Genomic DNA, 24,629 nt, shown 5'->3' on the forward strand with positions numbered 1-24,629 from the left:
TTTTATTATAGAATATAGCTCATTAAAATAATGTCTAAATACTCGTTTTCTTCTGACAAGAACCCACATTTGATGGTTCCTTCAATCTCAAAATTTAATTTTTGGTAAAGAGCAAAGGCACGTTCATTTCTTTCTTGAACTTTGATTTCTAAGCGCTTGATTACCTGAGCTTCTTGTGCCCAATAAATAATTTCTTCCAACATGATAGAACCTAAACCGTAACCCCAATATTCTTTTAAAATACTAATGCCAATTTCTCCAATGTGTCTGACCGGCTGATCATTTTCACCTGTAACAGTCGCGACCCCGATTAATTCATCATGATTAAAAGCAAGCAAAATCAGTTGATTATCTGTTTCATAAATAAAATCAATTTGATCCGCCATAGCTTCTTCTTTTAATTTGAGAGAGTTTGGGTTAACAAGTAGGAAAGGTGTTTCTTTATCTAAGATATTCATGACGCGTAGTAGTTCTTTCGCGTCACTAGGTGTGGCTTCTCTTAAGGTGATATCTAGTTCGCTCATTGAAACTCCCATCCAAGAACAATCAATTGATTTTGAAGTTGATCCCTCTTTTCTTTTGCAACAGAGGATGTTCCTTCCATATAAAAAGAGCGTTCCTCATCTGATACTTTATCTAAAAAGAACTCGATGTAAGGTGTGTAGATATCTTCTTTAATCATGTGTCCCCACTCGATGACACAAACACCGTCACCTTCTAAATATTCATCTAAGCCAAGATCAGTAGCGCCTTCTGTTAGACGATAAACATCCATGTGGTATAAAGGAAGTCTGCCTGTATCATATTCACGAATTAATGTATAGGTCGGACTTTTAATCATTTGTTCAATGCCAAGACCTTTAGCGAATCCTTTTGTAAAGGTTGTTTTACCAGCGCCCAAGTCACCAGTTAAAAGATAGATATCTCCTGAGGTTGAAAGAGTTGCTAAATCAAAGGCTAATTTTTGTGTCTCTGCTTCATTTGTTAGTTGTATTTTTTTCATGTGCGCCTCCTTATCATCTGTAAGTATAAAGGGAAGATAAAAAAAAAGCCATGCTTAGCATGACTTTTTTAGATTATTTTTCTTGTAAAGCTTGTGAAGCAGTGATGATTGATAATTTGTAAACATCTTCTTCATTACAGCCACGAGAAAGGTCAGAGATTGGTTTGTTTAATCCTTGTAAGATTGGTCCAATCGCTTGGAAGCCACCTAAACGTTGAGCGATTTTGTAGCCAATGTTTCCTGATTGAATTTCAGGGAAGACAAAGACATTAGCACTACCTGCAACAGATGAACCTGGTGCTTTTTGTTGTGCAACGGAAGGCACGTAAGATGCATCAAATTGTAATTCTCCATCAATAGCATATTCAGGAGCTAATTCTTGAGCGATTTTAGTTGCTTCAGCGACTTTTGTTACTTCGTCTGATTTTGCAGAACCTTTCGTTGAGAAGCTTAACAATGAAACTTTAGGATCGATGCCAAAAATTTCAGCCGTTTTAGCACTTTCAACAGCGATTTCAGCTAAAGCTTGTGCATCTGGGTTAATGTTGATTGCGCAATCTGAGAAAATATATTTTTCAGAGTCACGGTTACCAACCATTAAGAAGGCACCGCTTGTACGGCTTACGCCTGGTTTTGTTTTGATGATTTGTAGAGCTGGACGAATTGTGTCACCTGTTGAGTGAACCGCGCCACTTACTAAACCATCTGCTAAGTCCATAAAGACTAACATTGTTCCAAAGTAATTTTCATCTTTTAAGATGGTACGCGCTTGATCTTCAGTTGCTTTACCTTTACGGCGATCGATGAATGAAGTAACCATGTCATCAAAGGCTGGGTAGTTTTCAGGGTCGATAATTTCTAAACTGTCCACAGATAATCCACGAGTGTTTGCAACTTCTTTAATTTTATCTACATTACCAATTAAGATTGGTTCTACTAGTCCATCAGATTTTAAACGTACAGCAGCGCCTAAAACTCTAATGTCTGTTGGTTCTGGAAAAACGATACGCACGTTTTTTCCGCCGATATTTTCTTTTAATCCATCAAATAGTTCCACAAAGAAACCCTCCACTTATTATACTTTTAAATCATAACTTCATCATACAACTAAATGAATAAAAAAGACAGTATTTTTTCCTGTTTTTAATAAAAAAGTGGCTAATTATTTAAGCTTAATAAAAAGTGGGTATAACAGAAAACCTACCTGTTTTAATACAGATAGATTTCCTGTTTTTTAGAACAATGAATCGCCCAATTGCCAGTCAATAGGTGTTTTATTTTGGTCTTTCAGTAATTGGTTGATACTTGAATAAGGCTTGCTACCAAAAAAGCCACGATAAGCTGATAAAGGACTTGGATGGGGGGCTTCAATAATAAAATGTTTGGATGGATCAATCATTTTTTTCTTTTGACTGGCAGGCTTTCCCCATAGGACAAAAATAATTGGATCTTCTCTTTTATTTAATTCTGTGATGACAGCATCGGTAAAAATCTCCCAACCTTTTCCTTGATGGGAGTTTGCCGCACCTTTTCTGACAGTTAAAACGGTGTTAAGGAGAAAAACACCTTGTGTAGCCCAAGGTAGTAAAAAGCCAGTTGTAGGCATAGAAATGCCTAAATCACTTTCCAATTCTTTGTACATATTTCTAAGAGAAGGTGGGATTTTTTCACCTGGTAAGACTGAAAAGCTTAAACCATGCGCCTGATTATCCCCGTGATAAGGGTCTTGTCCTAAAATGACGACTTGAACGTTTTTAAAAGAAGTCGCTTCAAAGGCTGTGAAAATAGTGCTTTTTTCTGGAAAAATTTTTTGTGTTTGATACTCTTCATCTAAAAAATTCGTTAAATCGGTAAAATAATTTTTTTTTATTTCTTTTTCTAATAAATTGTTCCAATCATTTGGAAGTTTTAATGTCATCGTGCTTCACCTCAAATAGTAGTTTATCACAAAGACATGCTTAACTAATCAAAAAATGGTAAACTATAATTACTAAATTAGAGGAGGCAACATACGTTTATGATTAAAATGATTGCATCTGATATGGATGGAACTTTATTAACATCACATCTGTCTATTTCTGAGAAAAACAAAGAAGCAGTATTCGCTGCACAAGCACAAGGAATTGAATTTATGGTAGCAACTGGTCGTGCTTACACAGAGGCGAAACCACCTTTAGAAGAAATGGGAATCCATTGCGGTATGGTAACAGGAAATGGTGCCCAAGCATTTGACGCAGAGGGAAACGTTATTTTTACCATTGATATTGATAAAAAAACGGCTAAAGAAGTTATCGCCATTTTTAGAGAAAATAATCTTTACTTTGAAATTATGACGTCAAAAGGGGTTTATTCAGATAATCAGCCCCAACGTTTAGAAAATTTTGCAACGATGTTAGCTGAAAATATTCCCCATATTACGTTTAAAATGGCGATTGCGATGGCGTCGACGCATATTAATATGTTGCCAGTTATTTACACAGAAACTTACGACACCTTAATTGAAGATCCTGAGATGGACATTTTAAAATTTATCACTTTTAGTGAAGGTGGACAAGAAGTCTTGCAACCTATTGCTCAAGAAATTAGTAAATTAGGTGAGGTTCATGTCACGTCTTCATTCCCTAACAACATTGAAGTCAATCATCGTGACGCTCAAAAAGGTGTCGCTGTAGCTAGACTAGCAAAAGAGCGTGGGATTGATTTAAAAGATGTGATGACAATTGGTGATAACTTTAATGACGTGTCTATGTTAGAAATTGCCGGTGTGAGTTTTGCAATGGGTAACGCTGAGGACGGCGTGAAGGAAATTGCTAAATATATAGCTGAAACCAATGTGAATGATGGCGTAGGTAAAGCCATTGAGAGAGCGATGTCAGAGAATCTTTAGTTTTTAATGAAAGAAGCTGATAACTATGACGATATATTATATTCAACAAAGCTTATTGTCTGCTAAGGTACGAACGGTTATCAAGGATGAAGAAGGACGTTCTGTCTTTTTATTAGTTGGTAGTTGGGGAACACGAGGAGATAGTATTTCTATTTATAATTTAGAGGGTGGTATCTTAGGGAGTGCAAAGCAAACTAAATTTGCGGTGAAATCTCAATTTGATATTTATCGTTTTCATGAAAAAGTGGGAAGTTTAAGTCGTATATTTTCAATCAATCGTGATTTTTATTATGTAAAAAAACTGAGATGGGTAGCTATTGGTGATATTCCTCATCAAGACTATCGGATTTATCGTTTCAATGAATTAATAATGTCCATGACAAAAGAAGTAAGTCATCAAGGTGATTTCTATAAGATTGTGATTCAAGATGATGATGAGGCGGCAATTTGTTTATGTATTGCAGCTGTTCTGGATTATTGGACGAGAAAGAGCAATAAGTTAGAAGAGTTAGCCACTCAAAAAATGGCAGATATACAATTAGGATAGATGAGGAAGGTTGTGGTAGAAACGTTCTACGACAACCTTTTTTATGTTAAATAAAGAATGGTTAGGTGGGTGTTTTATGGTTATATTTGAATCAGTGTTAGTGATGCTAGCGGTGGTGTTGATATCGAATGTTTTAAATCGATTTATGCCAACCATTGCAGTACCTTTAATTCAAGTTGGGTTAGGGATTATTTTAGCAATTTTTACCTCTCTAGAATTCTTTGAATTAAGTTCAGAATTTTTTATGTTATTATTTTTAGCACCGCTCTTGTTTAATGATGGTGTTACTGTGGATAAACATGCTTTATGGGAAGCAAGAAAAGCAATCGGCATGTTATCGATTGTCTTAGTTTTTGTAACGGTTGGGCTTTTAGGTAGTGTGATTCATTGGTTAATTCCAAGTATGCCTTGGGCGGGGAGTTTTGCTTTAGCAGCGGCTCTTGCCCCAACGGATGCCGTAGCAGTTTCAGCTTTAGCTCAAAAAGTGAAAATTCCGCATAAAATGATGCACACTTTAGAGGGTGAGTCCTTGATTAATGATGCGTCAGGTTTGGTTTCCTTCCAATTTGCAGCCGCAGCCCTTTTAACAGGGACTTTTTCATTAATTGATGCAAGTATTAGTTTTGTACTGATTTCATTAGGTGGTGTTCTAATCGGTGCCATTCTTAGTGTGATTGTGATTCAAGTGGTGAAATTATTAAGAAGTTTAGGGATTGAAAACTCGATTTCTTTTATCTTACTCGAGTTAATTTTGCCCTTTGGTATTTTCCTAGTGGCAGAAGAATTTCATGCTAATGGTATTTTAGCTGTTGTGAGTGCAGGGTTGATTTATTCATTTAGTTATAAAAAAGTCAATCCTGAAATTGCTCAGTTACATCTACTGTCTAAAAATACGTGGGCCGTTTTTACCTTTAGTTTAAATGGATTAGTTTTCGTATTGTTAGGACTACAATTACCTGCAGCGATTCAAACAGTGTGGGAAAACAATAATATTAGTAATTTAATGTTAATTTTTTACATTTTAGTGATTACGACCATTTTATTAGGCATTCGATTTATATGTTTCTCTGTCTTCAAAAATTTTGAAAAAGAAAATCAAGAGAATAAGAGAGAGAGTTTGAAACAAAGTGCGCTATATACTATTTCTGGTGTTCGTGGAACAATCACTCTAGTCAGTGCCTTGAGTTTACCAATGATTGTTAGTGATGGCTCGATGTTTCTAGAAAGAGAACTTCTCATCAGTATTGCCGGTGGGGTCATTATTTCAACCCTTCTTTTAGCTAACTTTGCGATGCCACTATTTGCTGAGAAGAATGAAAAAACAGAGAGTGCCATTGATAATCAGAAAGAAAAAGAGATTTTAAGAGATGTCATTAAAGAATTAGATAAGCACACGACCATTGAAAATCAAGGGGCGATTGCTAAAGTCATTGATATTTACAACGAACGTATTTTAAATTTAAGTCAAGAACAAGAAGATAGTGACCGACTAGATCATTTAAAAGAATTGATTTTAAAATGGCAGTTTGTGGATACCTTGAAACAGCTTCATGATAAACAAGTCAATCTACAAGTAGCGTTCAGACACATTCGACATCTGAATAAGTTACTGTATCACTTAACTAAAGATGAAACGTATAAATTTAATATCTTTTACGGAAAAATCATTAAGGAAAAGATTAAATTAAGAACGTTGGTTCCTTTAAGTTATGCTGAGAAACGTCAGCAACGTCGTTTCTTAAAAGAAAGTAACTGGAGTTATATCATGATAAAACTTGATGAGTTGGACCCAGAAGAATTTTCACCAGAGATGATTGCTTTTTATAAATCTCGTTATTCAAGAAAAAATCGTCACTTGAATAAGGAAAGTTTTGAAAGTACAGATGAATGGCTAGAGTACGCTATTCAAATTGAACGTGATAAAGTCCAAAAAGCCTTTGAAAGAGGTGACATGGATCGTAATGAAGTGAAAGAATATCGTGAGAATTTAGTTGCTATGGAAAGTACAATTCAGTATATAGACTAAGAAATAAGTAAGAGCTGAAAGATATGTCAGTTTCTTACTTATTTTTTTGTAGGTAAGATTAATATTAAAAATTCCTTTATTTCTGCCGATTTAAATTAAAAGAAAGAGTTTAAATTAGGGGGATAAAACATGCAGAAAATTTTATTAGGGTTTGCCGCGTTAGACTATTTGGTGGTTTTAGGTTGGGCAGGAATGGCGTTAAAAAATAAAACGTGTACTACACCAGATAAGGCAGTTCGCTCATTTCTATTTAACAAAGGGTTTTATTTGAAAAACTTAACCTGTAATGTGGAAGAAACAGATTACTTTTTTACCAAAGATAACGAATTAGAACTAGATGACAATCAAAACATTTACAAAATTACACCTGCTCTTTATGAGAAGAAAACAGATACTTATTTAGAGTATTTTTCTTTGAAGAAAGAAGAGAAAAAATATGTGGTTGAGGTGTTTGAGGGAATGTAAAGAGATGGAATGAAACTTAAGAAAAAGGTTTCATTCTTTTTTTGTATAGAAGTTCATAATTTTTTAAGAAATATATCAGAAATAGATTATATATAACTTTGGTTGTTATTGTAATCTAAGGGTGTACAAAAAAATAAAGGAAGGTTTGATGAAAATGGAGAAACAAAAATTTATTATTGTGTCATTGTTGTCATTAGGTATTATGGGAGGTGTAGCTAATACAGCGTTAGCTAGAGATGTAATTGAAATTAAAAATTTTAGAGTAACATCGAACGGGAGCTATACACCGGCAGCTAAAAAATATACTTCTTCTAATACAGTAATTAATTTGCAACAAACGAGTGGTGGAAAAAGAGTGGATGTTGATAATTATTCAACTGGGGGTAAGTGGGTAGGTAGTACAACGTGTTGGACAAATACTAGAAAATCATTTTCAGATAATTCAGCACCGGGCGGACGTTATAATTTGAAATTGTCTAATAAAAAATGGGGACAGGATAATTTTTCAGTAACAGGTTCATGGTCACCTGACTCATATTAATATCTAAAAAATTATTAAAATAGAATCTTGAAAATAAATTTAGAATAGAGAGTGACCAAAACGTCAGTCTCTTTCTTAATTTGTGGAAAGAGTTTTTATAGTTACAGAGGTGAAAAGTTATTTTTATTGAAAAGGAGGCGCCATATGTACCGACAAAGAGTAATTTTTAATTCTAAGTGGTTATTAGTTATGTTGTTAGTAGTGCTTGTTGTTTATGCAAGTTATGTGATAAATGTGATTCTACCACTTTGGAGCATTATAACAGGACCAGAAGATTACAATGTAGAGAAGAACTTTAGTTTAAGAAGTCATGCTATTGTGTCTGTCTTACAGTGGAGTAGAATAAACAGTGAGTGTTACTTACTACCAGTGTTATTTCCGATATGTATTACTATAGGATTGCTAAATTTTAAAGAAGATTTACAAACTTATTTTATTTTTGGAAAAAATCGTTTTGATTCATATGGAAAAGAATTAGTCAGAACAATGTTACTTTATTCGCTAACTATGTCGTTGATTTTTACATTAGGACATTGTTTAATCTATATTATTTTTTATCTGATAACGCCACTCACAACAGATATTTCATTAGAATCAACGAGCTACCTATTTAATTTTATGGTACCTAGTAATCTATTTGAGGGTTACCCTGTTTATTATTTTTTAACGACGGTCATATTGAATGATATACCGATTATTTTTTCTTATACGTTATTCTTTTGTGTTTCCACAGTATATTTAAAAAATAATTTATTTTTATTTGCTATTTTCCCTACTGTATTTTCCTTTATTTTACTATATGGAAGTAATAGTCTGAATTTTGAATATGGTGATTTGTCTGTTCCTTTTTTGGGCTATTATAGTAACGTATTTGAGATCTGGAAATATACAGTAATTCCTTTAATTGGTTTTGTAATAGGTTTAGCAGTTCATTTGATGCGAGTGGGTGAAAATGATGAATACAAGTAAAAAAAGCTATCTTCTAACTATCAGTGTATTTGTCGTACTATATCTTTTAACTAAAAATGTGCCAGATAATTTTTTTAGGGATTATGTTGTTAATCAAAAAGATCAAATAAACAGCTGGGATATACTGCATCTCTTTTTAGGCTATCCAATGTCTTTTGAAATTGGCAGTAAGAAAACCTATTTCAATATGTACGATCCAATTTTATTATTTACACCTTTAGTTTTTCAATTAACAGGCGTTTTTCTGTCAGTTTATTTCATAAAAATTCCGTTATCATTTCATTCATTGATAAAAAATAAGGCAATCAGTAAGAAACAATACTATCTTTTTTTTCTAAAAAAATCGATAAAGTTAATCTTAGCATATGCAATCTTTTTGTTTTTTTTGATGAAATTTAATGTCGCGGTATCTCAAATTATTACTCCAATCAGTAGCTTTAATAGTTCAGAAGGCGATTTTTCTTTTATCTTGATGTTGTATTGTGTGATGTATTTTTTTTTGTGTTTCACATGTACTTTGATTATCTTTTTAGGTTACTTAAATAATAAAGCTATTTTGTCTGTTGCAGGTGTTAGTGTCGGGATAACGCTATTAAATATTTTAGACAAGACAGTGAGTAGCATCAACTTTATTTTGTTTGATCCAACACACTATTTTCTAGATAGTTTGTTGTTTTGGGGATTTAGCTTACTTTTAATTTTAGGAATCTTAATGAAAAAAAATTGGGTACAGGAGGTGTACAATGATTAAATTAGAGAAAGTAAATATTAGTATAAAAAATGAACCTATATTAAAAGATGTTAACTTAAATTTAGAGAATGGTAGATGTTATGGATTTGTTGGAAGAAATGGTTCAGGAAAATCGGTGTTATTTAAAGCGATTAGTGGTTTGTTAAAAATTGAATCGGGAATGATTTCTATAGATGGTGTTGAAATAAATCCTAAAAATCCATTGAAGGATGTTGGTGTCATTATTGAATCACCTATGTTTATTGCTAGTTTATCAGGATTTGATAATTTAAAATGCTTGGCAGGAATAACTAAAAAAATTTCAGATGAAGAGATTAACAGTTGTTTAGAGAAAGTTGGATTAGAGGAGGCAAATAAGAAAAAATTTAAGAATTACAGTTTGGGAATGAAACAACGCTTAAGAATTGCCCAAGCTATTATGGAAGATCCGACTATTTATATTTTAGATGAACCATTTAACGGATTGGATGAAAAAGGAGTTCAAGATGTTCATGAGATTATTTTAGATCTAAAAGCAAGGAAGAAAATGATTTTATTAACTAGTCACGATGACCGAGATATTGAAAAATTAAATGATTATATTTTTAAAATAGAAAATAGGAGTGTTGTTAATGTATAAGAAAGCAATGGTGTTACTTTTACCTTTGTTACTGTTAACAAGTTGTGGAGTAAAAGAAAAAATAAGACAAGCTAGTGAAACAGTTAAAAAAGAAGATTCTAGTAATTTAAAGGAAAATCGAGTGAGTCAAGATATTATAGATGAAGAAACAGAAGGATTAAAACACCCGGAAAAACTAAGTGTTAATGTGGATGAATATATTAGTTTACAAAAAAAATTAGAGAAACTAGAAATAAAAAAAGAATTAATAAAGAATACTGACATAGATAATTATGAAGAGTATCAATTAACTTACGGGGAAGGAATGGTGGTCGAAAGAATTACAACTATTGAAAATGAAAAATTACCAATAGCCTATGATATTGAGGTTAAGAATAAAAACAAAAAATTTAATCAAGATATAACCAATAGCGACTTTGCTTTTGCTACGATGAGTAATATGTTAATGGACGCTAAAATCACGGATAAACCACTCGAATTAATTACTAAAATAGATAAGAAAAAAGAGAATTTTTCAATTGAGCTTGGGAATGGAGTAACACTTTTATATTCAGAACAAAAAGATATAGATGGTTTTTTATTGAATCTTAATTTTTAGTTTGGATTCAAAAGGCAACTCCTGCGGCAGCTTCAAAAATAAAAATTAATCGAAAAAAGCGCCGATTATTTTTTATTTCTTCCAGTTACTCGGAGCAAAGCGATTTTTTATTCACTCTGTATTTCTTCATAATTTTTTAAGAATTTTACTAGGAGAGTATTAAGAACTATAATCTATAGTAAGAGTGTAATTAAAGTGTGGGGTGAAGAGATGAATCAAAATGAAACGGTTATTTTAGTGGTTGATGATGATAAGGAAATTCGAGAAGGTATTAGAATTTATTTAGAACAAGAAGGCTATCAAGTGTTAGAAGCAACTGATGGGCAACATGCTTTAGATGTTCTGGGTAAGAATGTGATTCACTTAATTATTTTAGATATTATGATGCCGAATTTAGATGGAATTATGACAACGTATAAAATCAGACAAGATAACAACGTGCCAATTTTAATGTTAAGTGCAAAAAATGAGGATTTAGATAAAATTAAGGGTCTTCAAGTGGGAGCAGATGATTATTTAACGAAACCATTTAGTCCAATGGAACTTTTAGCACGGGTGAAATCTATGTTAAGACGCTACTTTACTTTAGGTGAATTTGAAAAAGAGCTTACTGGAGATGAGATTGTCTTAAGTGATCTGAGATTAGATTTAAGCACGAAAATGATTTACGTTAATGAGCGTGAAATTCGTTTAACTAAAACCGAGTTTGAAATTGTTAAACTGTTAATGTCTCATCCAGGACGCGTTTTTTCAACGGATAATATTTATGAATCTGTGTGGAATGAACCAAGCTTTAATTCTGATAATACGGTATCCGTTCATATTAGGAAGATTCGTGAAAAGATTGAATCAGATTCGAAAAAACCAAAATATTTAAAGGTGGTGTGGGGCATTGGCTACAAAATGGAAAAATAGTTTACTGCTGATAGCTTCGGTTATTCTCTGTTTAGGTGGATGGTTATTGACAACAGTTTCTTATAATCGTCAGATGTTTACAGAAGGTGACAGAAATTATGATGAATATGTAATGAGAGATGCCATTTACACCGAATATTTTCTGAAAAATGATTTGGCAACTGATAAAGAAGATATTACGAAAGAACAAATAGAGATGTATCGAACAAGATATGGGGAATGGGAACCCAGCTAACAGATATTCAAAATCAATATCAAACTAAAATTGATGAAGCAAAAGCAAGTAAGGACAATAAAAGAGTAGAGGAATTAAAAAAAGAAAAAGATAAAAAAATTCAGGCAATTATCGAAAACTTTACCGATGATAATGTTGTCAAAGATAAAATAATTAAAGAAGAAAAGGATTATGTGGAAAAAAACAAGAAAAAAATAGCTGAACGGATTAAGTTTCAGGTGGAAGATGTTAATAAGAATTATCGCTATTTTTATAAAGATGAGACAGGGGATGTTGTTTTAACGAATGTCTTAGGTCTAAATAAATATTCTACTAAGCAAGAAATATTAGATGGCTTATCTGAAGACAAAGGCAATAAAGTAATGGTAGATAAAGCCCGTGGTTCTATTCAGTCGTTTGGAGATGCAGATTCTAATTCACTAGGATTATTTTTAAATGAAGGCCGAGATTTTGAAGGCTATAGTGTGATAAAAAAAGACTCTGTTTATGATAAAAGAATTCAACAAGGAATACGTGATAAAGAACGCTTTAGTAAACTGATTTGGGTAGGTTTTCTCTTAATGATTATAGGTGTGATAACCTTATTCTTTTACCTCCAATCAGATATTATCTCAGGTAGTTTATTTGCTAAAGGTCAAAGAATTCCCATTGATTTGAAATTATTGATCTTTTTAGTAAGTGGGTTCTTTTCAGCAATGATTACAGAGGCAATTCATCCTTATAATTATGGGGGATTAGAAAATTTACAGATGTACGCTGTTCCAATAGTACTTAGTATCGGTTTAATGACATTGAGCTTTATGAGTTTAAAATTAATATGGTGGCAATTATTACCTAAGCATAAAACGCAAACAGGAAAAGAGTTAGTCAAAAGTAGCTTGATTTATCAAGTCTTAAACACTGTTGGCAATATTTTTGTGAAAAGTCCAATGGCGATTAAATTACTCTTAGTTTTATGTTTATTGGGAGTAAATGCTTTTGTTGTTTTGTTAATAATGACAAGTTTTAATTATCTTAATCCTATTTACTTAATATTAAATTTACTATTTTTAGCAACAGAAGCCTGGTTTTTATGGAAATATTCAAAAGTACTGATGAAACTAATAAAAAAACCAGCCGAAATTTTATTGAGCCAAGAACAAAAAGTAAATGCTGAATTAAGTCTAGCGGAGTTATCCCATCAATTAGAACAAATAGATGAGATGATTCAATCATCTAAAAAAGACAGTCGTCAAAGTGAACAACTGAAAACGGAACTGTTAACGAATGTGAGTCATGACTTAAGAACGCCATTAACCTCAATTATTACGTACGGCGAGCTTCTTAATCAACCGAAAACAACGACTGAAGATCAAAAGAAATACGTTGAGATTATTAATCAAAAAGCCAAACGAATGAAACATTTAATTGATGATTTGTTTGAGGTGACGAAGATGAATAACGGCGAGATTATTTTGGAAAAGTCTGAGGTCAATTTAAGCCAGTTATTACAACAATCTGTTTCTGAATACAGTGAAGAACTCAAAGAACATGATTTGAAAATGGTTTTTAATAAGCCAGAAAAAGATCTTTACGCAACTATTGATGGGGAAAGAATGTGGCGCGTTTTTGATAATTTACTTGTCAATGTGCTTAAATATGCGATGCCAAATACACGGGTTTATTTAAAAATTGAGGAACAACATAAGCAAGCTCGTATTGAGTTAAAGAATATTTCAGAGTATGAATTAAATGAAAATGCGAAAGATTTAGTTGAGAAATTTAAACGTGGTGACAGCTCTCGTCACACAGAAGGTTCTGGATTGGGACTTGCGATTGTCAATTCGATTGTGGTTTTACATAATGGACAAATGGCGATTGATGTGGATGGGGATATGTTTAAGATTGTTATACGATTACCACTATAAAGATTATTTTAGAGATTACGGTTGATGCCGTAGTCTTTTTTTCGTTTTATCCAACTACTTGAGATTAACTGCCTTTTTCATCACGTTGTGTAGTCCGGATTCAAAAGGCAACTCCCGCGACAACTTCAGGAACGAAAATTAATTCAAAGAGCGCGAATTATTTTTCGTTCCTTCCAGTTGCTTGGAGTAAAGCGCCTTTTTCATCACTCTGATTACCCACTTATCTTTAAAAAAGTACCGATTATCATTTTTTTATGACAAATATCCCTGAAAAGTCTAAAATAAAGATAAGTTAGGAGTTGAGGGGATGAAGGTGACTTTTAAGATTGATTCAAGTTACGATGAAGCGTTGGTCGAAATTTATGCCAGTCAGATGACTGAGCAGATTCAAGCGATTATTGATATTTGTTCTGAGGGTAATAAACAAGTATCTGCTTTATTTGGCTATATTGGTGAGCGGATTGTTCCCATTCAAGAGGAGAAGATTATTCGCTTTTATTCACAGGAAAAGAAAACCTATTGTGAGTTGGAAGATGAGACGGTCATTATTAAAGAGGTTCTTTATAAATTAGAAGAGAGATACAGTCAGTTAATCAGAATATCGAACAGTGAAATGATTAATCCAGATTATATAAAAAATCTAGAGTTGTCCTTAACAGGAACGATTAAAGTTAATTTTAAAAATGGTACTTGTAGTCACACGTCTAGAAGGTACATGAAAGAATTCAAAAGGAGGTTAGGGCTATGAGAAAGGTCATTCATCATTTATCATTTGGTGTTTTTTCAGGAACGTTTATCGGGCTGATGATTTCTTTTGTGATTTCATGGCGAGTTGGGTTAGGAAAGTATTACCCAGGAACGCCAACCTTTATGGCACAATTTGATACAGAATTAGAAGCTTTGGGATGGAGTATTATTCTTTGGAGTGTGATTGGGATGATGTTTTCTCTCGCCAGTTTAATTTACGAAAAGGATAACTGGTCAATTTTGAAACAAATGAGTATTCATTTTATCAGTACATATATCGGGCTACTTTCATTAAATTTAATGCTTAATTGGTTTTCATATACCTTAAGAGATTGGCTAGAATTTACGATTATTTTTATTATTATTTATGCAACGATTGCCTTTATTTCTATGATGCGAGTGAAGTTAAGCTTAGATAAAATCAATGAAAAGTTAAATAAAAAGGAGTGAGTCAAATGACACAAGTGATAACGTTAAACAATGTAACTAAAAAATTTAAAGAAAAAGAAGTCTTAAAAAATATTTCCTTAGAAATAAATCAAGGGGAGTGTGTGGCGCTTTTAGGTAAAAATGGTGCGGGGAAAAGTACGTTAATTAGTCTGATTTTGGGATTGTTTTATCCAAATGAAGGAGAAATTGAATTATACGATAAAAAAGAAGAAGTTGGATTTCTATCTCAAAAAACGCGTTTTCCTGATGATGTGACGATTCAAGAGATGCTGGGTTTTGTGGCTAGTTTTTCTAGTAATGCGTTAAATAAAGAGGAAATTGATCACATTCTAAAATTTGAAGAAAGTAAATACAAACAACTAATTCATACTTGTTCAGGTGGTGAACAGCGTTTGTTTGATATGTGTTTAGCAATTATCAACCGACCTAAATTTTTGATTGTGGACGAGCCAACAGCGGGAATGGATACGTCAACACGTAATCATTTTTGGCAGGTAATGGAGGAATTGAAAGAGCGGGGAACTACGATTTTATTTACCACTCATTATGTGGAAGAAGTCGATTATTGTGCGGATCGAGTTGTTTTGTTAGATGATGGTGTCATTAGGGCGGACAATACGCCCTATCATTTGCGAACATTGAACAAACGAAAAAGAGTAGCGATTGAAAAAGAAACGTATACTCTTTTTGAAAAAGAACTAAACGAAGTAGCGGACAGTTTTAAAATCACTGTTTCAGAGAAATCAGATATTATCATCTGGGAATTTAAGAATAATCTTTCAAATGAAGTCATTCAAAGTCTGTTACGAATAGGTCTGTCTTTTGAAAATATCGAAGTAACCAATACATCCTTACTTAATACTATTTTTGCCAATGAATTATCAGAAGAGGAGGAAATCTAAATGAACGCTTTAATGAAAATCGAAGCCAAACGAATGATGCGGGATAAGACGACGTTTATTATGAGTATTGGTATGCCAATCTTTATGTATTTTGTTTTTACCTCTTTAATTCAAGTACCTGAAGAATATCAGAGTACTTTTTATAGAGAGTATTTAATTTCTATGACAGCCTTTAGTTTATGTAGCTTTTCTTTATTCACTTTTCCTTTTGATATTATTCAAGATCGAAAAAATGGGTGGAGTATGCGGTTGAAACACGTTAATTTAAGTACTTTTGAAATTTATTTTGTCAAAATGATTAAGATGATTGTGATGTATATTGTGGCAATTGCGTCTGTCTTTTTAGTGGGTGGTTATTTTAAAGGTGTTGAGATGACAGCTAAACAGTGGGGTGTTTCAGGGTTGGTATTATTGTTAGGTGGCATTCTTTTCTTAGGAATCGGCGTCATCATGAGTTTATTTAAAGAAATCAAAACAGCCTCTGTTTTTTCAAATATTCTTTATTTAGGAATGGCAGCTTTAGGTGGTTTGTGGATGCCAACGAGTCAATTTCCAGAGTGGATTCAACCGTACTCAAAAGCGATGCCAACGTATCAATTTAGAGAACTCGCTGTGGGGTATATTAATGATGGAAAAGTACCAGTGAATTCAATTTTGATTTTAATTGGTTATAGTGTTGGCTTTATTTTACTAGCTGTGGTGATTAATAAGAAGATGAAGAAGGATGTGAGGGAGTAAGAGATTACTTCCTTTTCTTTTTGGGTTATACTTTAGCTATAAAAGCGTAAGGGAGACTCACTCAAAATGAAAATCGGGATTATCGGTTTAGGCAATATTTTTCAAAAAGCCTATCTACCAACTTTATCAGAAAATAGACAGTTACATACGTATTATTTTGCAAGTAAAAATGAAGAAACAAAAAATAGGTTGAAAAATAATTATGGTTTTACCAATTTTGTAGAGACTCTAGATGATTTACTAGATTTGGGAATTGAAGCGTGCATGATCCACTCAGCAACCGTTGCTCATTACGAAGTAGCGAAGAAATGTTTAAATTCAGGCATTCATGTTTTGATGGATAAACCTCTTAGTGAAGAGTATGAAGAAACAAAAGAGTTAATTGAGCTCGCAGAAGAAAAGAACGTCACATTAATGACCGGATTCAATCGCCGTTTTGCGCCAAATGTAGATGTTTTAAAAGGACTCTCAAACAAACGGGTGATCTACTTAGAAAAAAATCGAGTATTTTCTGAATACGACTCTAAATTTGCTGTGTACGATCTGTTTTTACATCTCGTTGATACAGCCGTTTATTTGCTAGATAGTTCAAATATAAAGATTATTTCTTCGCATATTGAAGAAACAGATACACTAGACTACGTTACATTAACACTCCAAGCAAACCAAACCAAACCACAGCGATTGTGACAATGGATATGAAGAGTGGCGCTAACACTGAATTGTATCGTGTAACAAGTGATGAGGGGATTGTGACAGTATCTAATTTAGCTAAAACAACTCATCAAAAAGGGACTGAGATAACTGAAAAATTAGTCTCTGATTGGGAGAAAACATTAGTTACAAGAGGATTCGAACCAATGTTGAAAGTTTTCTTAGAAAGAATGGCTGGAGAAGGTAGGAGTGATTTGCGTCAAAAGAATGTGTTGCGTAGTCATGAGGTTTGCTTTGAAATATTAAATTAATTAAGAAATGTTTAAGATTGAAGGATTTTTCTTCAATCTTTTTGTTTTGATTGTTTTTGTAATCTTTTTGTAATATAATCGTAATATAAAGAAATGAACGAAATAAAAAACAGGAGGAAGAGAAAATGAAAAATAAGTTAATGTTGGTATGTGGGTTGGTTATTCTAGGGAGTGCCCCATTGTTGGTATATGGAGCAGAAGAACAAGGAACAAAAGCAACTGTTGAAGAAGTTAAAAAGGAAGAATTGAAAGAAACATCCTCTGAAACTAAAGAAGAACCAAAAACAACAGAATCCTCTGTGAAAAAAGAAGAAGTTAAAAAAGATGAGACTAAAAAAGAAGAAACTAAAAAGGAAGAAACAAAGCCAGCTGCGATGACATTACCAAAAGAATTACATGGTAAGTGGGTGGCATACAATGAAGGACAAAAATTAGATTTAACAATCTCAGGAAATATGTATGTTGATGGTAAAGGAACAGAATATAATGTAGTATCTTATAACCTAAAAGATGGTTTCTATACAGTTGCTTGGGATGTGGATGCTTTTGCTGAAAAATATGGAAAAGAAGCTCTAGGTAACCCACAACCATTTATTTTTAGTTATGACGCTAATAAAGATATCATCACAACAAGTGGCGGATTAGTGTACACAAGAAACGACAGAGATACTAACGAAGAAGACTATGACAAATACGTTAAAAACCAAGATTTACCAGGATTCTTACAAGATAAATGGGTTGCAACAGTTGAAGGTCAAAAAATCGAGTGGACAATAGGAGCTCGTAGTTTAAATGTAAATGGCGTATTAGAGTATAAAATTGATGCTTATGGTATCAAAGGTATTAATTATTCATTAATGTGGGATGTGGATGATTATATTAACCGTTACGGAAAACCAGGTAATTTCAACCCACAACCAATCATGTTTGATTATAACGAAAAAGATGATACTTTAGTTTCTGGAGATGCGGTCTTCACTCGTGCTAATAAAAACACAAAAGAAGAAGGCAAAAAAGACGAAGGAACAGCTGTTACTAAAAAAGATGAAACAAAACCAACTAAGAAAACAGGTGCTCTTCCTCAAACAGGAGAAAACGCAACAATTGGCTTAAGTGTTGTCGGTGGTGTAATTGCTATTTTAGGAAGTGCAGTCTTAATCAAAAAAAATAACTAATAAAAAAATCTAAAAGTCACCTACAGATTGTACTTTTCTGTAGGTGGCTTTTTTCACCATGCTATTGATATTTCCTTTGTATCTGGTTTAAAAATTCTGAAAACTCTGTTATTAAAAAGTCTGGTGATAAAATAGTGATAGCATTCCCAAAAGTCAGTAAATAGTTCATTAGAAAAGTGAGCTCCTCTTTGTCAAAGGTTCCGACTAAAAAAGTTTGGTTCTTTTCAGTGAGGAGTTTTACTTGTGGATACTGACGATTTTTAAAAAGTGAGACAGAATCTTCTTTGATTAAACATTTAAAAGGAATTGATTTGGTTTGTTGATGATATTTTTCTAGTAAATCCCCAGTTGACTCATCTAAGCAAGGAAGATTAGATAAAGTGATGTTCTCAATTGAATCACAACGGAATTTTCGGAAATCTTTTTTATCCATATCCCAAGTCAGTAAGTACCATTCTCCGTAGTTCAAAATAAGCTGTAAAGGTTGTGAAATCCGGGTTTCTTGTGTGTATCTAGTGTAGTTAAAAGTAATGACTTTCTGCTCAACAATGACTTGAAATAAATCACTTAGTACAAAACAAGGCTCAGGTGTTTGGAATTGTTCAAATACAACGAGCTGATCTAAACGATGAGTCGAAGAATTGTGGGTGGAAGGAACAATGGACAGTAATTTATTTTTTAAATCTGTGTATGATTGGTCAAAAGGATTATCATTAAGATGCTTAAATAATTGTAAGGCTAAAAACAAGGAATACCATTCATTTTGATTAAAATAGACAGGAGGTAGGCTGCTATTTTTAAGAACTTGGTAACCACCGTATCTACCCTTATCAACGGTAATCGGGGCGCCGATTTCTTCTAAAGCCTCGATATCTCGCAATGCTGTTCGTTTAGAAATATCAAATTCTGTAGCTAAGTCATTGAGGTTGAATTGTTTCTTTTGATTAATAAAAAAGAGTTCTGCGATAAGTCGTTCATTTTTCTTCATATTTATTCTCCTAACGGTGACAGGTTTTGTCACTGATGGTGATTACAATCAAAGTATCACAAAAGTAAGAAAAGGGGAAATAAGATGAATGAAGTAAATTTTGCAGAAATGACAATACAAGGTGGAAAAATCAGAACGGATAACCAACATGTGGAAGAGATTGTTTCTTTATGGATGAAAGTACCACAATTGAATTTAGTGGGAGAAGTTTATGCTGTGTATTATAATTATGAATCAGATCATACAGGAAAATATGATTTACTCATTGGAAGTACTAACAATACATGTGAAGAGACAGTTCAATTGTTACCTGGTAAGTATCTAGTGGTGGATGTGGAAAAAGGAACACCGGAATTAATTGGCGCAGCGTGGCAAACTATCTGGTCTAATCAAGAAATTTACGAACAAAGAGCTTTTACAACAGATTTTGAACGTTACTTAGAAGATGGTAGTGCCAAGATATACTTAGCTATTAAATAAATAAAGTTGACAAATATGAGGAAATGATGAATAATACTCTTAATATATTTTAATAAATAAAAAAACGATGACGGGATAAGTAAAATAAGCAGCGATTTAAAGAGAGCTCATGTTGGTGTGAATTGAGTAATTGACGTTATTTGAAAATGGTCCTTGAGTTTCATTGAAGGTGAGTGTTAAACACAAGCTGACAACGGGTCCGCCCGATAAAGCGGTAGGAATCGGTTTTTGGTTCTGAGATTAGAGGTGGAGAATTTATTTTCCATAAACTAAGGTGGTAACACGAAGCTCAAGCTTTCGTCCTTTACAGGATGAAGGCTTTTTTTGTTTATTAAAATAAAAAAAGGAGGAAATAAACATGTCAAACATCACAAAAATTCAATCATATATTAAGGAGAGTTTACCAACTTACCAAGATTTAGCTTTAGATATTCACGATCATCCGGAGGTTAGTAATTATGAGTTTTATTCCTCAGAAGTTTTAGTAAAGCAACTAAAAGCAGAAGGATTTGAAGTTCAGTACGATGTAGCAGGGCACAGAACAGGATTTGATGCCCGTTATAAATCCGAAAAGATAGGACCAACCTTAGTATTTTTGGCAGAATATGACGCATTACCTGGTATTGGACATGCTTGTGGGCACAATTTATTTGGCACAACCTCGGTCCTAGCAGCTAGTGCCTTGAAACAAGTAGTCGATGAAATTGGTGGAGAAATTCGAGTGTATGGAACCCCTGGTGAGGAGGGGGAGAGAATGGGTCAGCCAAAGGAAGTTTTGTCAGAGAAGGCTTTTTTGAAGATGTGGATGCCGCATTATGTGTCCATCCTTCATATAAATACGGTAAAACAACGCCGTCTCTTGCCAATGATCCAGTGGATATTAAATTTTTCGGACGAGCTTCTCATGCTTCAGCTGCTCCTGAAAAAGGAATCAATGCCCTAGATGCAGTCATTCAAACGTACAATGCTATCAATGCTTTGAGAGAACATTTGCCAGCAGATGTTAGAATTCATGGTGTCATTACTGATGGTGGAGTGGCAGCGAATGTCGTACCAGAATTTGCCTCAGCAAGGTTTTATTTACGAGCAGCCACACGTACTACTTTAAATGAAGTCTATGAAAAAGTTGAGAATATCGTGAAAGGAGCCGCTCTTCAAACAGGCTGTACCTATGAATTTGGGTTATTTCAAAATTCAGTAGACGATACGATTGTAACACCAAGTTTTGATGAACTATTTTTCAAGCAAGTTGAAGCGTTAAATATACCAGAAATAGAGATTGAAACAGAAATCCCCATAAGTTTAGGGTCAACCGATGTAGGTAATGTGAGTCAAGTGATTCCAACGATTCAGCCAACTGTTTCTATTTCAGATACATACATAGCTGGGCATAGTATTGAGTTTAAAGCAGCGGCCCGCAGTGAAAAAGGCTTAGCATCCATTGGGATAGGAGCAGAGTTGTTAGCAAGAACAGCTTTAGAATTATTTATTAACCCAGAATTAGTTAAAGAGGTTAAAAATGAGCATCAAGCTGCGATAAAAAACTAAAAAAAAGACTAATAACAGGTGTTTTATCTGTTATTAGTCTTTTTAAAAGACAAAAACAAGAAAAAAGATAATGAAAAAATTAGTATACTATTAGTTGTAAGGGAAACAATATCGAGATAATCATTCTTTTTAAAGGGAATATGGGGGAAAAAGAATGAGACACTTAGATATTAAAAAAAGAATTCACACCGTCTATTAAGGAGACGGTGTCTTTTTTTTTGTTAAAAGTGGTATGATATACAGGAGTTGAAAGGAAATGATTTTAATGAGTATGAAGCAAACAATGGCAAAAATTAATGACTTTAGAGAAGAGCGAAATTGGCGTCAATTTCATAATGAGAAAGATTTAGCTCTGTCAATTTCTCTTGAAGCCAGTGAACTATTAGAAATATATCAGTGGAGAAGTGCCGAAGAGGGAAATCAAGATGTGGAACATTTAAAAGAAGAGATTGCAGATGTCCTCATTTACTCGTATATGATGGCAGATAACTTAGGATTTGATATTGATGAAATTATCGAAGAGAAGCTTGTAAAAAATGCCGTGAAATATCCTGTTGAAAAATGTTTGGCCAGAAGTCAAGAAAAGAGTATAAAATAAAGTAAACCACAGATTTAGTTATTCCAAATCGGAATAGCCAAATCTGTGGCTTTTTTGTAGAGTGCAGTGAAATCAAGGAAAAATAATCCAAAACAAGGGTATCATCGATAAAAAAATTTTTGCGAAAAATAATAAAAAAACTGTTAACCTATTTTTACTAAAGAGGATATGTTTTAACGGTTGGTTCATAATTTAGTGTTTTATCTTTTTCAGGTAAATGAATTTCAAAAATAGTGGGTCCGACTCGTGGATAAAAGCCGATCTCTTCAAAACTGGGCTCATTTAATACAGCAGATCTAAAATCAACCACCATCGCATCACCTGTTTGATCGAAGGAAACAAGTAATTTCTTTTTAGCTACATTGTAGATAAACTGTTCTCTTTCAAAAAAATAAAAATGGTCGTTCTGTCCTAAGTAAGTAAGCGGATCGATTTTTTCCTGTTTATAGTGATAAAAAGGAAGTTTAATCGTTTGTTCTAAATCAGTCGTTGTCAATCGGTCCTTTTTTTGCTGACTAATATCTTCATAGCCAAAAGTACGAGATTCAATCCCCCGATTGACACTAGACTCAAATACTTGTAGTTTTCGATAATCCTGGCTATATGAAAAACAGTAAAGAAGAAGACCGCTTTCGATGAAGATCAAAGTAAGAGAAACAATGAGGCTTATTTTTTTCCGTTTGGCATAAGGCAGAGCAACAAGGATAAAAAACAAAAGAACAAGAGCAATTAAAAGAGAAAGTGGAAATAAAGTATTCATTAACCATTCGGATTTTTGCCAATAGTAACTAGTCATATGTATCACCTCTGTGTATTTACTTAGTATTATACCTTATTAAAAACAATTAATAAAACAAATTTTGTTATAGTTGACATAGAACGAAATTTGTTATACTATGTATATAACAAAGAGGTGATGAAATGATTATAGAGATTGATATGACAAGCGAAACACCGATTTACACCCAGTTAGTTTATCAAATAAAACTAGGTTTGATTCAAGGGAAGATACATCCTGGAGATAGTTTACCAAGTGTTCGAAGCTTAGCAGGAGACATTGGGATTAATCTTCACACTGTGAATAAAGCGTACAAAGTTTTAGTTGGTGAGGGTGTCGTGACTCAAGTAAAAAAAGGGTACGAAATTTCCAAAGAAACACCACCAAAAATTAGTGAGTCATACAAGGAAGAGTTTAAAGAAAAACTATTCGATTTAATGATTGATGCAGCTGTTTTTGACATTGATGTGGATGGTTTACTTGAAGAGATGAAAGAAAATTTAAAAGGAGATGGGGCAGATGTTTGATTTAATACAATTAGTGATTCTGAATTTAATGATAGGTGTACTACTTGGGATTACTCCTTTTATTAGTCATGAAAGTTTACCGTTTGGAGTGGGGTTGTCACTAGATGATCACACAAGAGACATCGTTAAGCATCAAAAGAAAAGTTATTTAATGCTAAATATTGGCATCAGTTTACTTTTAACACTGATTATTTTAGTTGTAGGATTGACACAGAATGAACTTAAATTAGAGCAATTAGTTTATCTAAGTATAGGCGGTTTATTCATTCAAATTATTGTTTCCTTGGTTGTTTATGTGATAAAAAATAAACAACTTTTACAATTAAAAAAAGAGCTAGGACGTGATAATCACTCTTCTCAAAAAGTCGTTGTGGATTTATCTTTTAGAGATCAAAAATTAGTATTTCCAACGAGCTATTTGATCATTTTAAATCTTGTTTTTATTGCGGTGACTGTTCTTTATACAGTGTTTCATTATCAAGATATTCCAGCAACATTCGTTACTAAATGGGATACAAATATGAATCCTGTTCAGTGGAGTCAAAAAAGTTGGTTAACTGTTCTTGGCATACCGATGATGCAAGTATTTATTGCTAGTGTAATGGGCATTGCTAACCATTCGTTCCTTAAAGCAAAACAACGCTTAGATGTGAACAATCCAGAAGTTTCAGCAGCACAAAATAAAGCCTTTAGAAAAAAATCATCTTTAATGAACTTTATCATCTCAGTGATTGCCCAAATTTTACTGATGTTTGTCCAATTTTCCACAGTCTTTCAAATCATTGAGCCAGAAACAACCATGATTGCCTCAATTATTTTTACCGTTTTGTTAGTTGGAATGGTTATCTGGGTATCTGCTGTGTATGGTCAAGGTGGTAGCCGGTTGAAAAAAGTAAGACTTAATAATGAATCGATTGATTTAAAGGAAATCACTCAAACTTTTGAGGACGACACGCATTGGAAATGGGGCTTGTTTTATTACAACGCGGAAGATCCATCTGTTTGGGTTGAAAAAAGAATGGGCTTAGGAGTAACAACTAACTTTGCAAGATGGCAAACCTGGGTGTTTTTAGGATCGATTTTGATTATTCCGATTGTAGTAGTTTTGGTAATGAGCTAGAGAAAGCAACAAGGTTACATGAAGAAAAAAAGTATGTTATAATTTTTAATAGAGATTTTGTGAAAAAAGGATATGTGTAAGGCATTATGAATTCTTAAAAGAGTTTGTAACCACCTACATGTATCCTTTTTGTTTGAGAAACGTAAGGGA

Annotated in this window: 29 protein-coding genes, 1 pseudogene and 1 other annotated feature; of the genes and pseudogenes, 24 read left to right on the forward strand and 6 right to left on the reverse strand. The window is 33.2% G+C overall.

What is annotated here, in order from left to right:
* Positions 1–5 precede the first annotated feature (5 nt).
* From G7082_RS07000 to G7082_RS07015, 4 genes are all read right to left on the reverse strand, one after another.
* Positions 6–524: a GNAT family N-acetyltransferase gene (locus G7082_RS07000; protein ID WP_166034403.1), complete on the reverse strand. Its 519-nt coding sequence runs from the start codon at positions 522–524 to the stop codon at positions 6–8.
* Entirely contained in the window at positions 521–1,003 is a 483-nt protein-coding gene (gene tsaE / locus G7082_RS07005; protein WP_166034404.1) for a tRNA (adenosine(37)-N6)-threonylcarbamoyltransferase complex ATPase subunit type 1 TsaE, read from the reverse strand. The genes G7082_RS07000 and tsaE overlap by 4 nt, the downstream gene beginning before the upstream one ends.
* A gap of 73 nt (positions 1,004–1,076) precedes the next feature.
* A complete protein-coding gene (gene pta / locus G7082_RS07010) occupies positions 1,077–2,060 on the reverse strand; it encodes a phosphate acetyltransferase (protein WP_166034405.1) in 984 nt (327 codons plus the stop codon).
* 177 nt (positions 2,061–2,237) lie between these two features.
* Positions 2,238–2,921, reverse strand: a complete 684-nt coding sequence (locus G7082_RS07015) for a uracil-DNA glycosylase (protein ID WP_166034406.1) — start codon at positions 2,919–2,921, stop codon at positions 2,238–2,240.
* A gap of 99 nt (positions 2,922–3,020) precedes the next feature.
* Here G7082_RS07015 and G7082_RS07020 point away from each other — a divergent pair, with 99 nt between their 5' ends.
* The 19 genes from G7082_RS07020 (at position 3,021) to G7082_RS07105 (ending at position 18,440) form a co-directional block, all read left to right on the forward strand.
* Positions 3,021–3,890, forward strand: a complete 870-nt coding sequence (locus tag G7082_RS07020) for a Cof-type HAD-IIB family hydrolase (RefSeq protein WP_166034407.1) — start codon at positions 3,021–3,023, stop codon at positions 3,888–3,890.
* Positions 3,891–3,915: 25 nt separating this feature from the next.
* Positions 3,916–4,437, forward strand: a complete 522-nt coding sequence (locus G7082_RS07025) for an LURP-one-related/scramblase family protein (protein ID WP_166034408.1) — start codon at positions 3,916–3,918, stop codon at positions 4,435–4,437.
* A 76-nt stretch (positions 4,438–4,513) separates the two neighbouring features.
* Positions 4,514–6,463, forward strand: a complete 1,950-nt coding sequence (locus tag G7082_RS07030) for a cation:proton antiporter (RefSeq protein ID WP_166034409.1) — start codon at positions 4,514–4,516, stop codon at positions 6,461–6,463.
* A gap of 129 nt (positions 6,464–6,592) precedes the next feature.
* Complete coding sequence (locus G7082_RS07035; protein WP_166034410.1) at positions 6,593–6,928, forward strand: hypothetical protein; 336 nt, start codon at positions 6,593–6,595, stop codon at positions 6,926–6,928.
* Positions 6,929–7,076: 148 nt separating this feature from the next.
* Complete coding sequence (locus tag G7082_RS07040) at positions 7,077–7,469, forward strand: hypothetical protein (RefSeq protein WP_166034411.1); 393 nt, start codon at positions 7,077–7,079, stop codon at positions 7,467–7,469.
* 144 nt (positions 7,470–7,613) lie between these two features.
* Complete coding sequence (locus G7082_RS07045; RefSeq protein WP_166034412.1) at positions 7,614–8,438, forward strand: hypothetical protein; 825 nt, start codon at positions 7,614–7,616, stop codon at positions 8,436–8,438.
* On the forward strand, positions 8,425–9,189 hold the full coding sequence (locus G7082_RS07050) for a hypothetical protein (RefSeq protein ID WP_166034413.1): 765 nt from the start codon (positions 8,425–8,427) through the stop codon (positions 9,187–9,189). The genes G7082_RS07045 and G7082_RS07050 overlap by 14 nt, the downstream gene beginning before the upstream one ends.
* Positions 9,182–9,808: an ATP-binding cassette domain-containing protein gene (locus G7082_RS07055; RefSeq protein ID WP_166034414.1), complete on the forward strand. Its 627-nt coding sequence runs from the start codon at positions 9,182–9,184 to the stop codon at positions 9,806–9,808. Before G7082_RS07050 ends, G7082_RS07055 begins: the two co-directional genes overlap by 8 nt.
* The gene (locus G7082_RS07060) at positions 9,801–10,406 is read left to right on the forward strand and encodes a hypothetical protein (protein ID WP_166034415.1); all 606 of its coding nucleotides are present in this window, start codon (positions 9,801–9,803) and stop codon (positions 10,404–10,406) included. Before G7082_RS07055 ends, G7082_RS07060 begins: the two co-directional genes overlap by 8 nt.
* Positions 10,407–10,616: 210 nt before the next feature.
* Positions 10,617–11,321, forward strand: a complete 705-nt coding sequence (locus tag G7082_RS07065) for a response regulator transcription factor (RefSeq protein WP_166034416.1) — start codon at positions 10,617–10,619, stop codon at positions 11,319–11,321.
* 46 nt (positions 11,322–11,367) lie between these two features.
* On the forward strand, positions 11,368–11,556 hold the full coding sequence (locus G7082_RS07070) for a hypothetical protein (protein ID WP_166034417.1): 189 nt from the start codon (positions 11,368–11,370) through the stop codon (positions 11,554–11,556).
* Positions 11,541–13,463, forward strand: coding sequence for a histidine kinase dimerization/phospho-acceptor domain-containing protein (locus G7082_RS07075; RefSeq protein ID WP_166034418.1), 1,923 nt, complete (start codon positions 11,541–11,543; stop codon positions 13,461–13,463). Before G7082_RS07070 ends, G7082_RS07075 begins: the two co-directional genes overlap by 16 nt.
* A gap of 307 nt (positions 13,464–13,770) precedes the next feature.
* Positions 13,771–14,211 carry a LytTR family DNA-binding domain-containing protein gene (locus G7082_RS07080; RefSeq protein ID WP_166034419.1) on the forward strand — a complete coding sequence of 147 codons (441 nt, stop codon included), beginning with the start codon at positions 13,771–13,773 and terminating at the stop codon, positions 14,209–14,211.
* A complete protein-coding gene (locus tag G7082_RS07085) occupies positions 14,208–14,660 on the forward strand; it encodes a DUF3021 domain-containing protein (protein WP_166034420.1) in 453 nt (150 codons plus the stop codon). The genes G7082_RS07080 and G7082_RS07085 overlap by 4 nt, the downstream gene beginning before the upstream one ends.
* Positions 14,661–14,665: 5 nt before the next feature.
* On the forward strand, positions 14,666–15,562 hold the full coding sequence (locus tag G7082_RS07090; protein ID WP_166034421.1) for an ABC transporter ATP-binding protein: 897 nt from the start codon (positions 14,666–14,668) through the stop codon (positions 15,560–15,562).
* A complete protein-coding gene (locus G7082_RS07095) occupies positions 15,563–16,300 on the forward strand; it encodes an ABC transporter permease (RefSeq protein ID WP_166034422.1) in 738 nt (245 codons plus the stop codon). It abuts the gene before it with no gap.
* A 66-nt stretch (positions 16,301–16,366) separates the two neighbouring features.
* Positions 16,367–16,990 carry a Gfo/Idh/MocA family protein gene (locus G7082_RS07100; RefSeq protein ID WP_238842699.1) on the forward strand — a complete coding sequence of 208 codons (624 nt, stop codon included), beginning with the start codon at positions 16,367–16,369 and terminating at the stop codon, positions 16,988–16,990.
* A gap of 2 nt (positions 16,991–16,992) precedes the next feature.
* Positions 16,993–17,265: a hypothetical protein gene (locus tag G7082_RS15010; protein ID WP_238842700.1), complete on the forward strand. Its 273-nt coding sequence runs from the start codon at positions 16,993–16,995 to the stop codon at positions 17,263–17,265.
* Positions 17,266–17,390: 125 nt separating this feature from the next.
* The gene (locus tag G7082_RS07105; protein WP_166034423.1) at positions 17,391–18,440 is read left to right on the forward strand and encodes an LPXTG cell wall anchor domain-containing protein; all 1,050 of its coding nucleotides are present in this window, start codon (positions 17,391–17,393) and stop codon (positions 18,438–18,440) included.
* 61 nt (positions 18,441–18,501) lie between these two features.
* Here the strand turns inward: G7082_RS07105 and G7082_RS07110 are convergent, their stop codons facing one another.
* The gene (locus tag G7082_RS07110) at positions 18,502–19,428 is read right to left on the reverse strand and encodes a helix-turn-helix transcriptional regulator (protein WP_166034424.1); all 927 of its coding nucleotides are present in this window, start codon (positions 19,426–19,428) and stop codon (positions 18,502–18,504) included.
* 84 nt (positions 19,429–19,512) lie between these two features.
* On the opposite strand from G7082_RS07110, the gene G7082_RS07115 reads away from it, so the two are divergent.
* The 3 genes and pseudogenes from G7082_RS07115 (at position 19,513) to G7082_RS07125 (ending at position 22,054) form a co-directional block, all read left to right on the forward strand.
* On the forward strand, positions 19,513–19,908 hold the full coding sequence (locus G7082_RS07115) for a GyrI-like domain-containing protein (protein ID WP_166034425.1): 396 nt from the start codon (positions 19,513–19,515) through the stop codon (positions 19,906–19,908).
* A gap of 58 nt (positions 19,909–19,966) precedes the next feature.
* Positions 19,967–20,216: a binding site (T-box leader), on the forward strand.
* Between the two features lie 50 nt (positions 20,217–20,266).
* A pseudogene (locus G7082_RS07120) lies at positions 20,267–21,456 on the forward strand (M20 family metallopeptidase).
* A gap of 256 nt (positions 21,457–21,712) precedes the next feature.
* Positions 21,713–22,054: a nucleotide pyrophosphohydrolase gene (locus G7082_RS07125; protein WP_238842701.1), complete on the forward strand. Its 342-nt coding sequence runs from the start codon at positions 21,713–21,715 to the stop codon at positions 22,052–22,054.
* Between the two features lie 157 nt (positions 22,055–22,211).
* Here the strand turns inward: G7082_RS07125 and G7082_RS07130 are convergent, their stop codons facing one another.
* Positions 22,212–22,850, reverse strand: coding sequence for a hypothetical protein (locus tag G7082_RS07130; RefSeq protein WP_166034426.1), 639 nt, complete (start codon positions 22,848–22,850; stop codon positions 22,212–22,214).
* 125 nt (positions 22,851–22,975) lie between these two features.
* Here G7082_RS07130 and G7082_RS07135 point away from each other — a divergent pair, with 125 nt between their 5' ends.
* Positions 22,976–23,359, forward strand: a complete 384-nt coding sequence (locus tag G7082_RS07135; protein WP_166034427.1) for a GntR family transcriptional regulator — start codon at positions 22,976–22,978, stop codon at positions 23,357–23,359.
* Entirely contained in the window at positions 23,352–24,479 is a 1,128-nt protein-coding gene (locus G7082_RS07140; RefSeq protein WP_166034428.1) for a DUF1648 domain-containing protein, read from the forward strand. Before G7082_RS07135 ends, G7082_RS07140 begins: the two co-directional genes overlap by 8 nt.
* Positions 24,480–24,629: the final 150 nt, after the last annotated feature.

Origin of the sequence: Vagococcus hydrophili (assembly GCF_011304195.1) — a bacterium.
GTDB lineage: Bacteria > Bacillota > Bacilli > Lactobacillales > Vagococcaceae > Vagococcus > Vagococcus hydrophili.

Coding starts and splice junctions, on each gene's coding strand:
- G7082_RS07115 (WP_166034425.1), top strand. CDS start 19,513: ATGAATGAAGTAAATTTTGCAGAAATGACAATACAAGGTGGAAAAATC.
- G7082_RS07100 (WP_238842699.1), top strand. CDS start 16,367: ATGAAAATCGGGATTATCGGTTTAGGCAATATTTTTCAAAAAGCCTAT.
- tsaE (WP_166034404.1), bottom strand. CDS start 1,003: ATGAAAAAAATACAACTAACAAATGAAGCAGAGACACAAAAATTAGCC.
- G7082_RS07080 (WP_166034419.1), top strand. CDS start 13,771: ATGAAGGTGACTTTTAAGATTGATTCAAGTTACGATGAAGCGTTGGTC.
- G7082_RS07085 (WP_166034420.1), top strand. CDS start 14,208: ATGAGAAAGGTCATTCATCATTTATCATTTGGTGTTTTTTCAGGAACG.
- G7082_RS07075 (WP_166034418.1), top strand. CDS start 11,541: ATGGGAACCCAGCTAACAGATATTCAAAATCAATATCAAACTAAAATT.
- G7082_RS07040 (WP_166034411.1), top strand. CDS start 7,077: ATGAAAATGGAGAAACAAAAATTTATTATTGTGTCATTGTTGTCATTA.
- G7082_RS07025 (WP_166034408.1), top strand. CDS start 3,916: ATGACGATATATTATATTCAACAAAGCTTATTGTCTGCTAAGGTACGA.
- G7082_RS07020 (WP_166034407.1), top strand. CDS start 3,021: ATGATTAAAATGATTGCATCTGATATGGATGGAACTTTATTAACATCA.
- G7082_RS07045 (WP_166034412.1), top strand. CDS start 7,614: ATGTACCGACAAAGAGTAATTTTTAATTCTAAGTGGTTATTAGTTATG.
- G7082_RS07030 (WP_166034409.1), top strand. CDS start 4,514: ATGGTTATATTTGAATCAGTGTTAGTGATGCTAGCGGTGGTGTTGATA.
- G7082_RS07065 (WP_166034416.1), top strand. CDS start 10,617: ATGAATCAAAATGAAACGGTTATTTTAGTGGTTGATGATGATAAGGAA.
- G7082_RS07035 (WP_166034410.1), top strand. CDS start 6,593: ATGCAGAAAATTTTATTAGGGTTTGCCGCGTTAGACTATTTGGTGGTT.
- G7082_RS07110 (WP_166034424.1), bottom strand. CDS start 19,428: ATGAAGAAAAATGAACGACTTATCGCAGAACTCTTTTTTATTAATCAA.
- G7082_RS07055 (WP_166034414.1), top strand. CDS start 9,182: ATGATTAAATTAGAGAAAGTAAATATTAGTATAAAAAATGAACCTATA.
- G7082_RS07095 (WP_166034422.1), top strand. CDS start 15,563: ATGAACGCTTTAATGAAAATCGAAGCCAAACGAATGATGCGGGATAAG.
- G7082_RS07130 (WP_166034426.1), bottom strand. CDS start 22,850: ATGACTAGTTACTATTGGCAAAAATCCGAATGGTTAATGAATACTTTA.
- G7082_RS07090 (WP_166034421.1), top strand. CDS start 14,666: ATGACACAAGTGATAACGTTAAACAATGTAACTAAAAAATTTAAAGAA.
- G7082_RS07060 (WP_166034415.1), top strand. CDS start 9,801: ATGTATAAGAAAGCAATGGTGTTACTTTTACCTTTGTTACTGTTAACA.
- G7082_RS07015 (WP_166034406.1), bottom strand. CDS start 2,921: ATGACATTAAAACTTCCAAATGATTGGAACAATTTATTAGAAAAAGAA.
- G7082_RS07105 (WP_166034423.1), top strand. CDS start 17,391: ATGAAAAATAAGTTAATGTTGGTATGTGGGTTGGTTATTCTAGGGAGT.
- G7082_RS07000 (WP_166034403.1), bottom strand. CDS start 524: ATGAGCGAACTAGATATCACCTTAAGAGAAGCCACACCTAGTGACGCG.
- G7082_RS07140 (WP_166034428.1), top strand. CDS start 23,352: ATGTTTGATTTAATACAATTAGTGATTCTGAATTTAATGATAGGTGTA.
- G7082_RS07050 (WP_166034413.1), top strand. CDS start 8,425: ATGAATACAAGTAAAAAAAGCTATCTTCTAACTATCAGTGTATTTGTC.
- G7082_RS07135 (WP_166034427.1), top strand. CDS start 22,976: ATGATTATAGAGATTGATATGACAAGCGAAACACCGATTTACACCCAG.
- G7082_RS15010 (WP_238842700.1), top strand. CDS start 16,993: ATGGATATGAAGAGTGGCGCTAACACTGAATTGTATCGTGTAACAAGT.
- G7082_RS07125 (WP_238842701.1), top strand. CDS start 21,713: ATGATTTTAATGAGTATGAAGCAAACAATGGCAAAAATTAATGACTTT.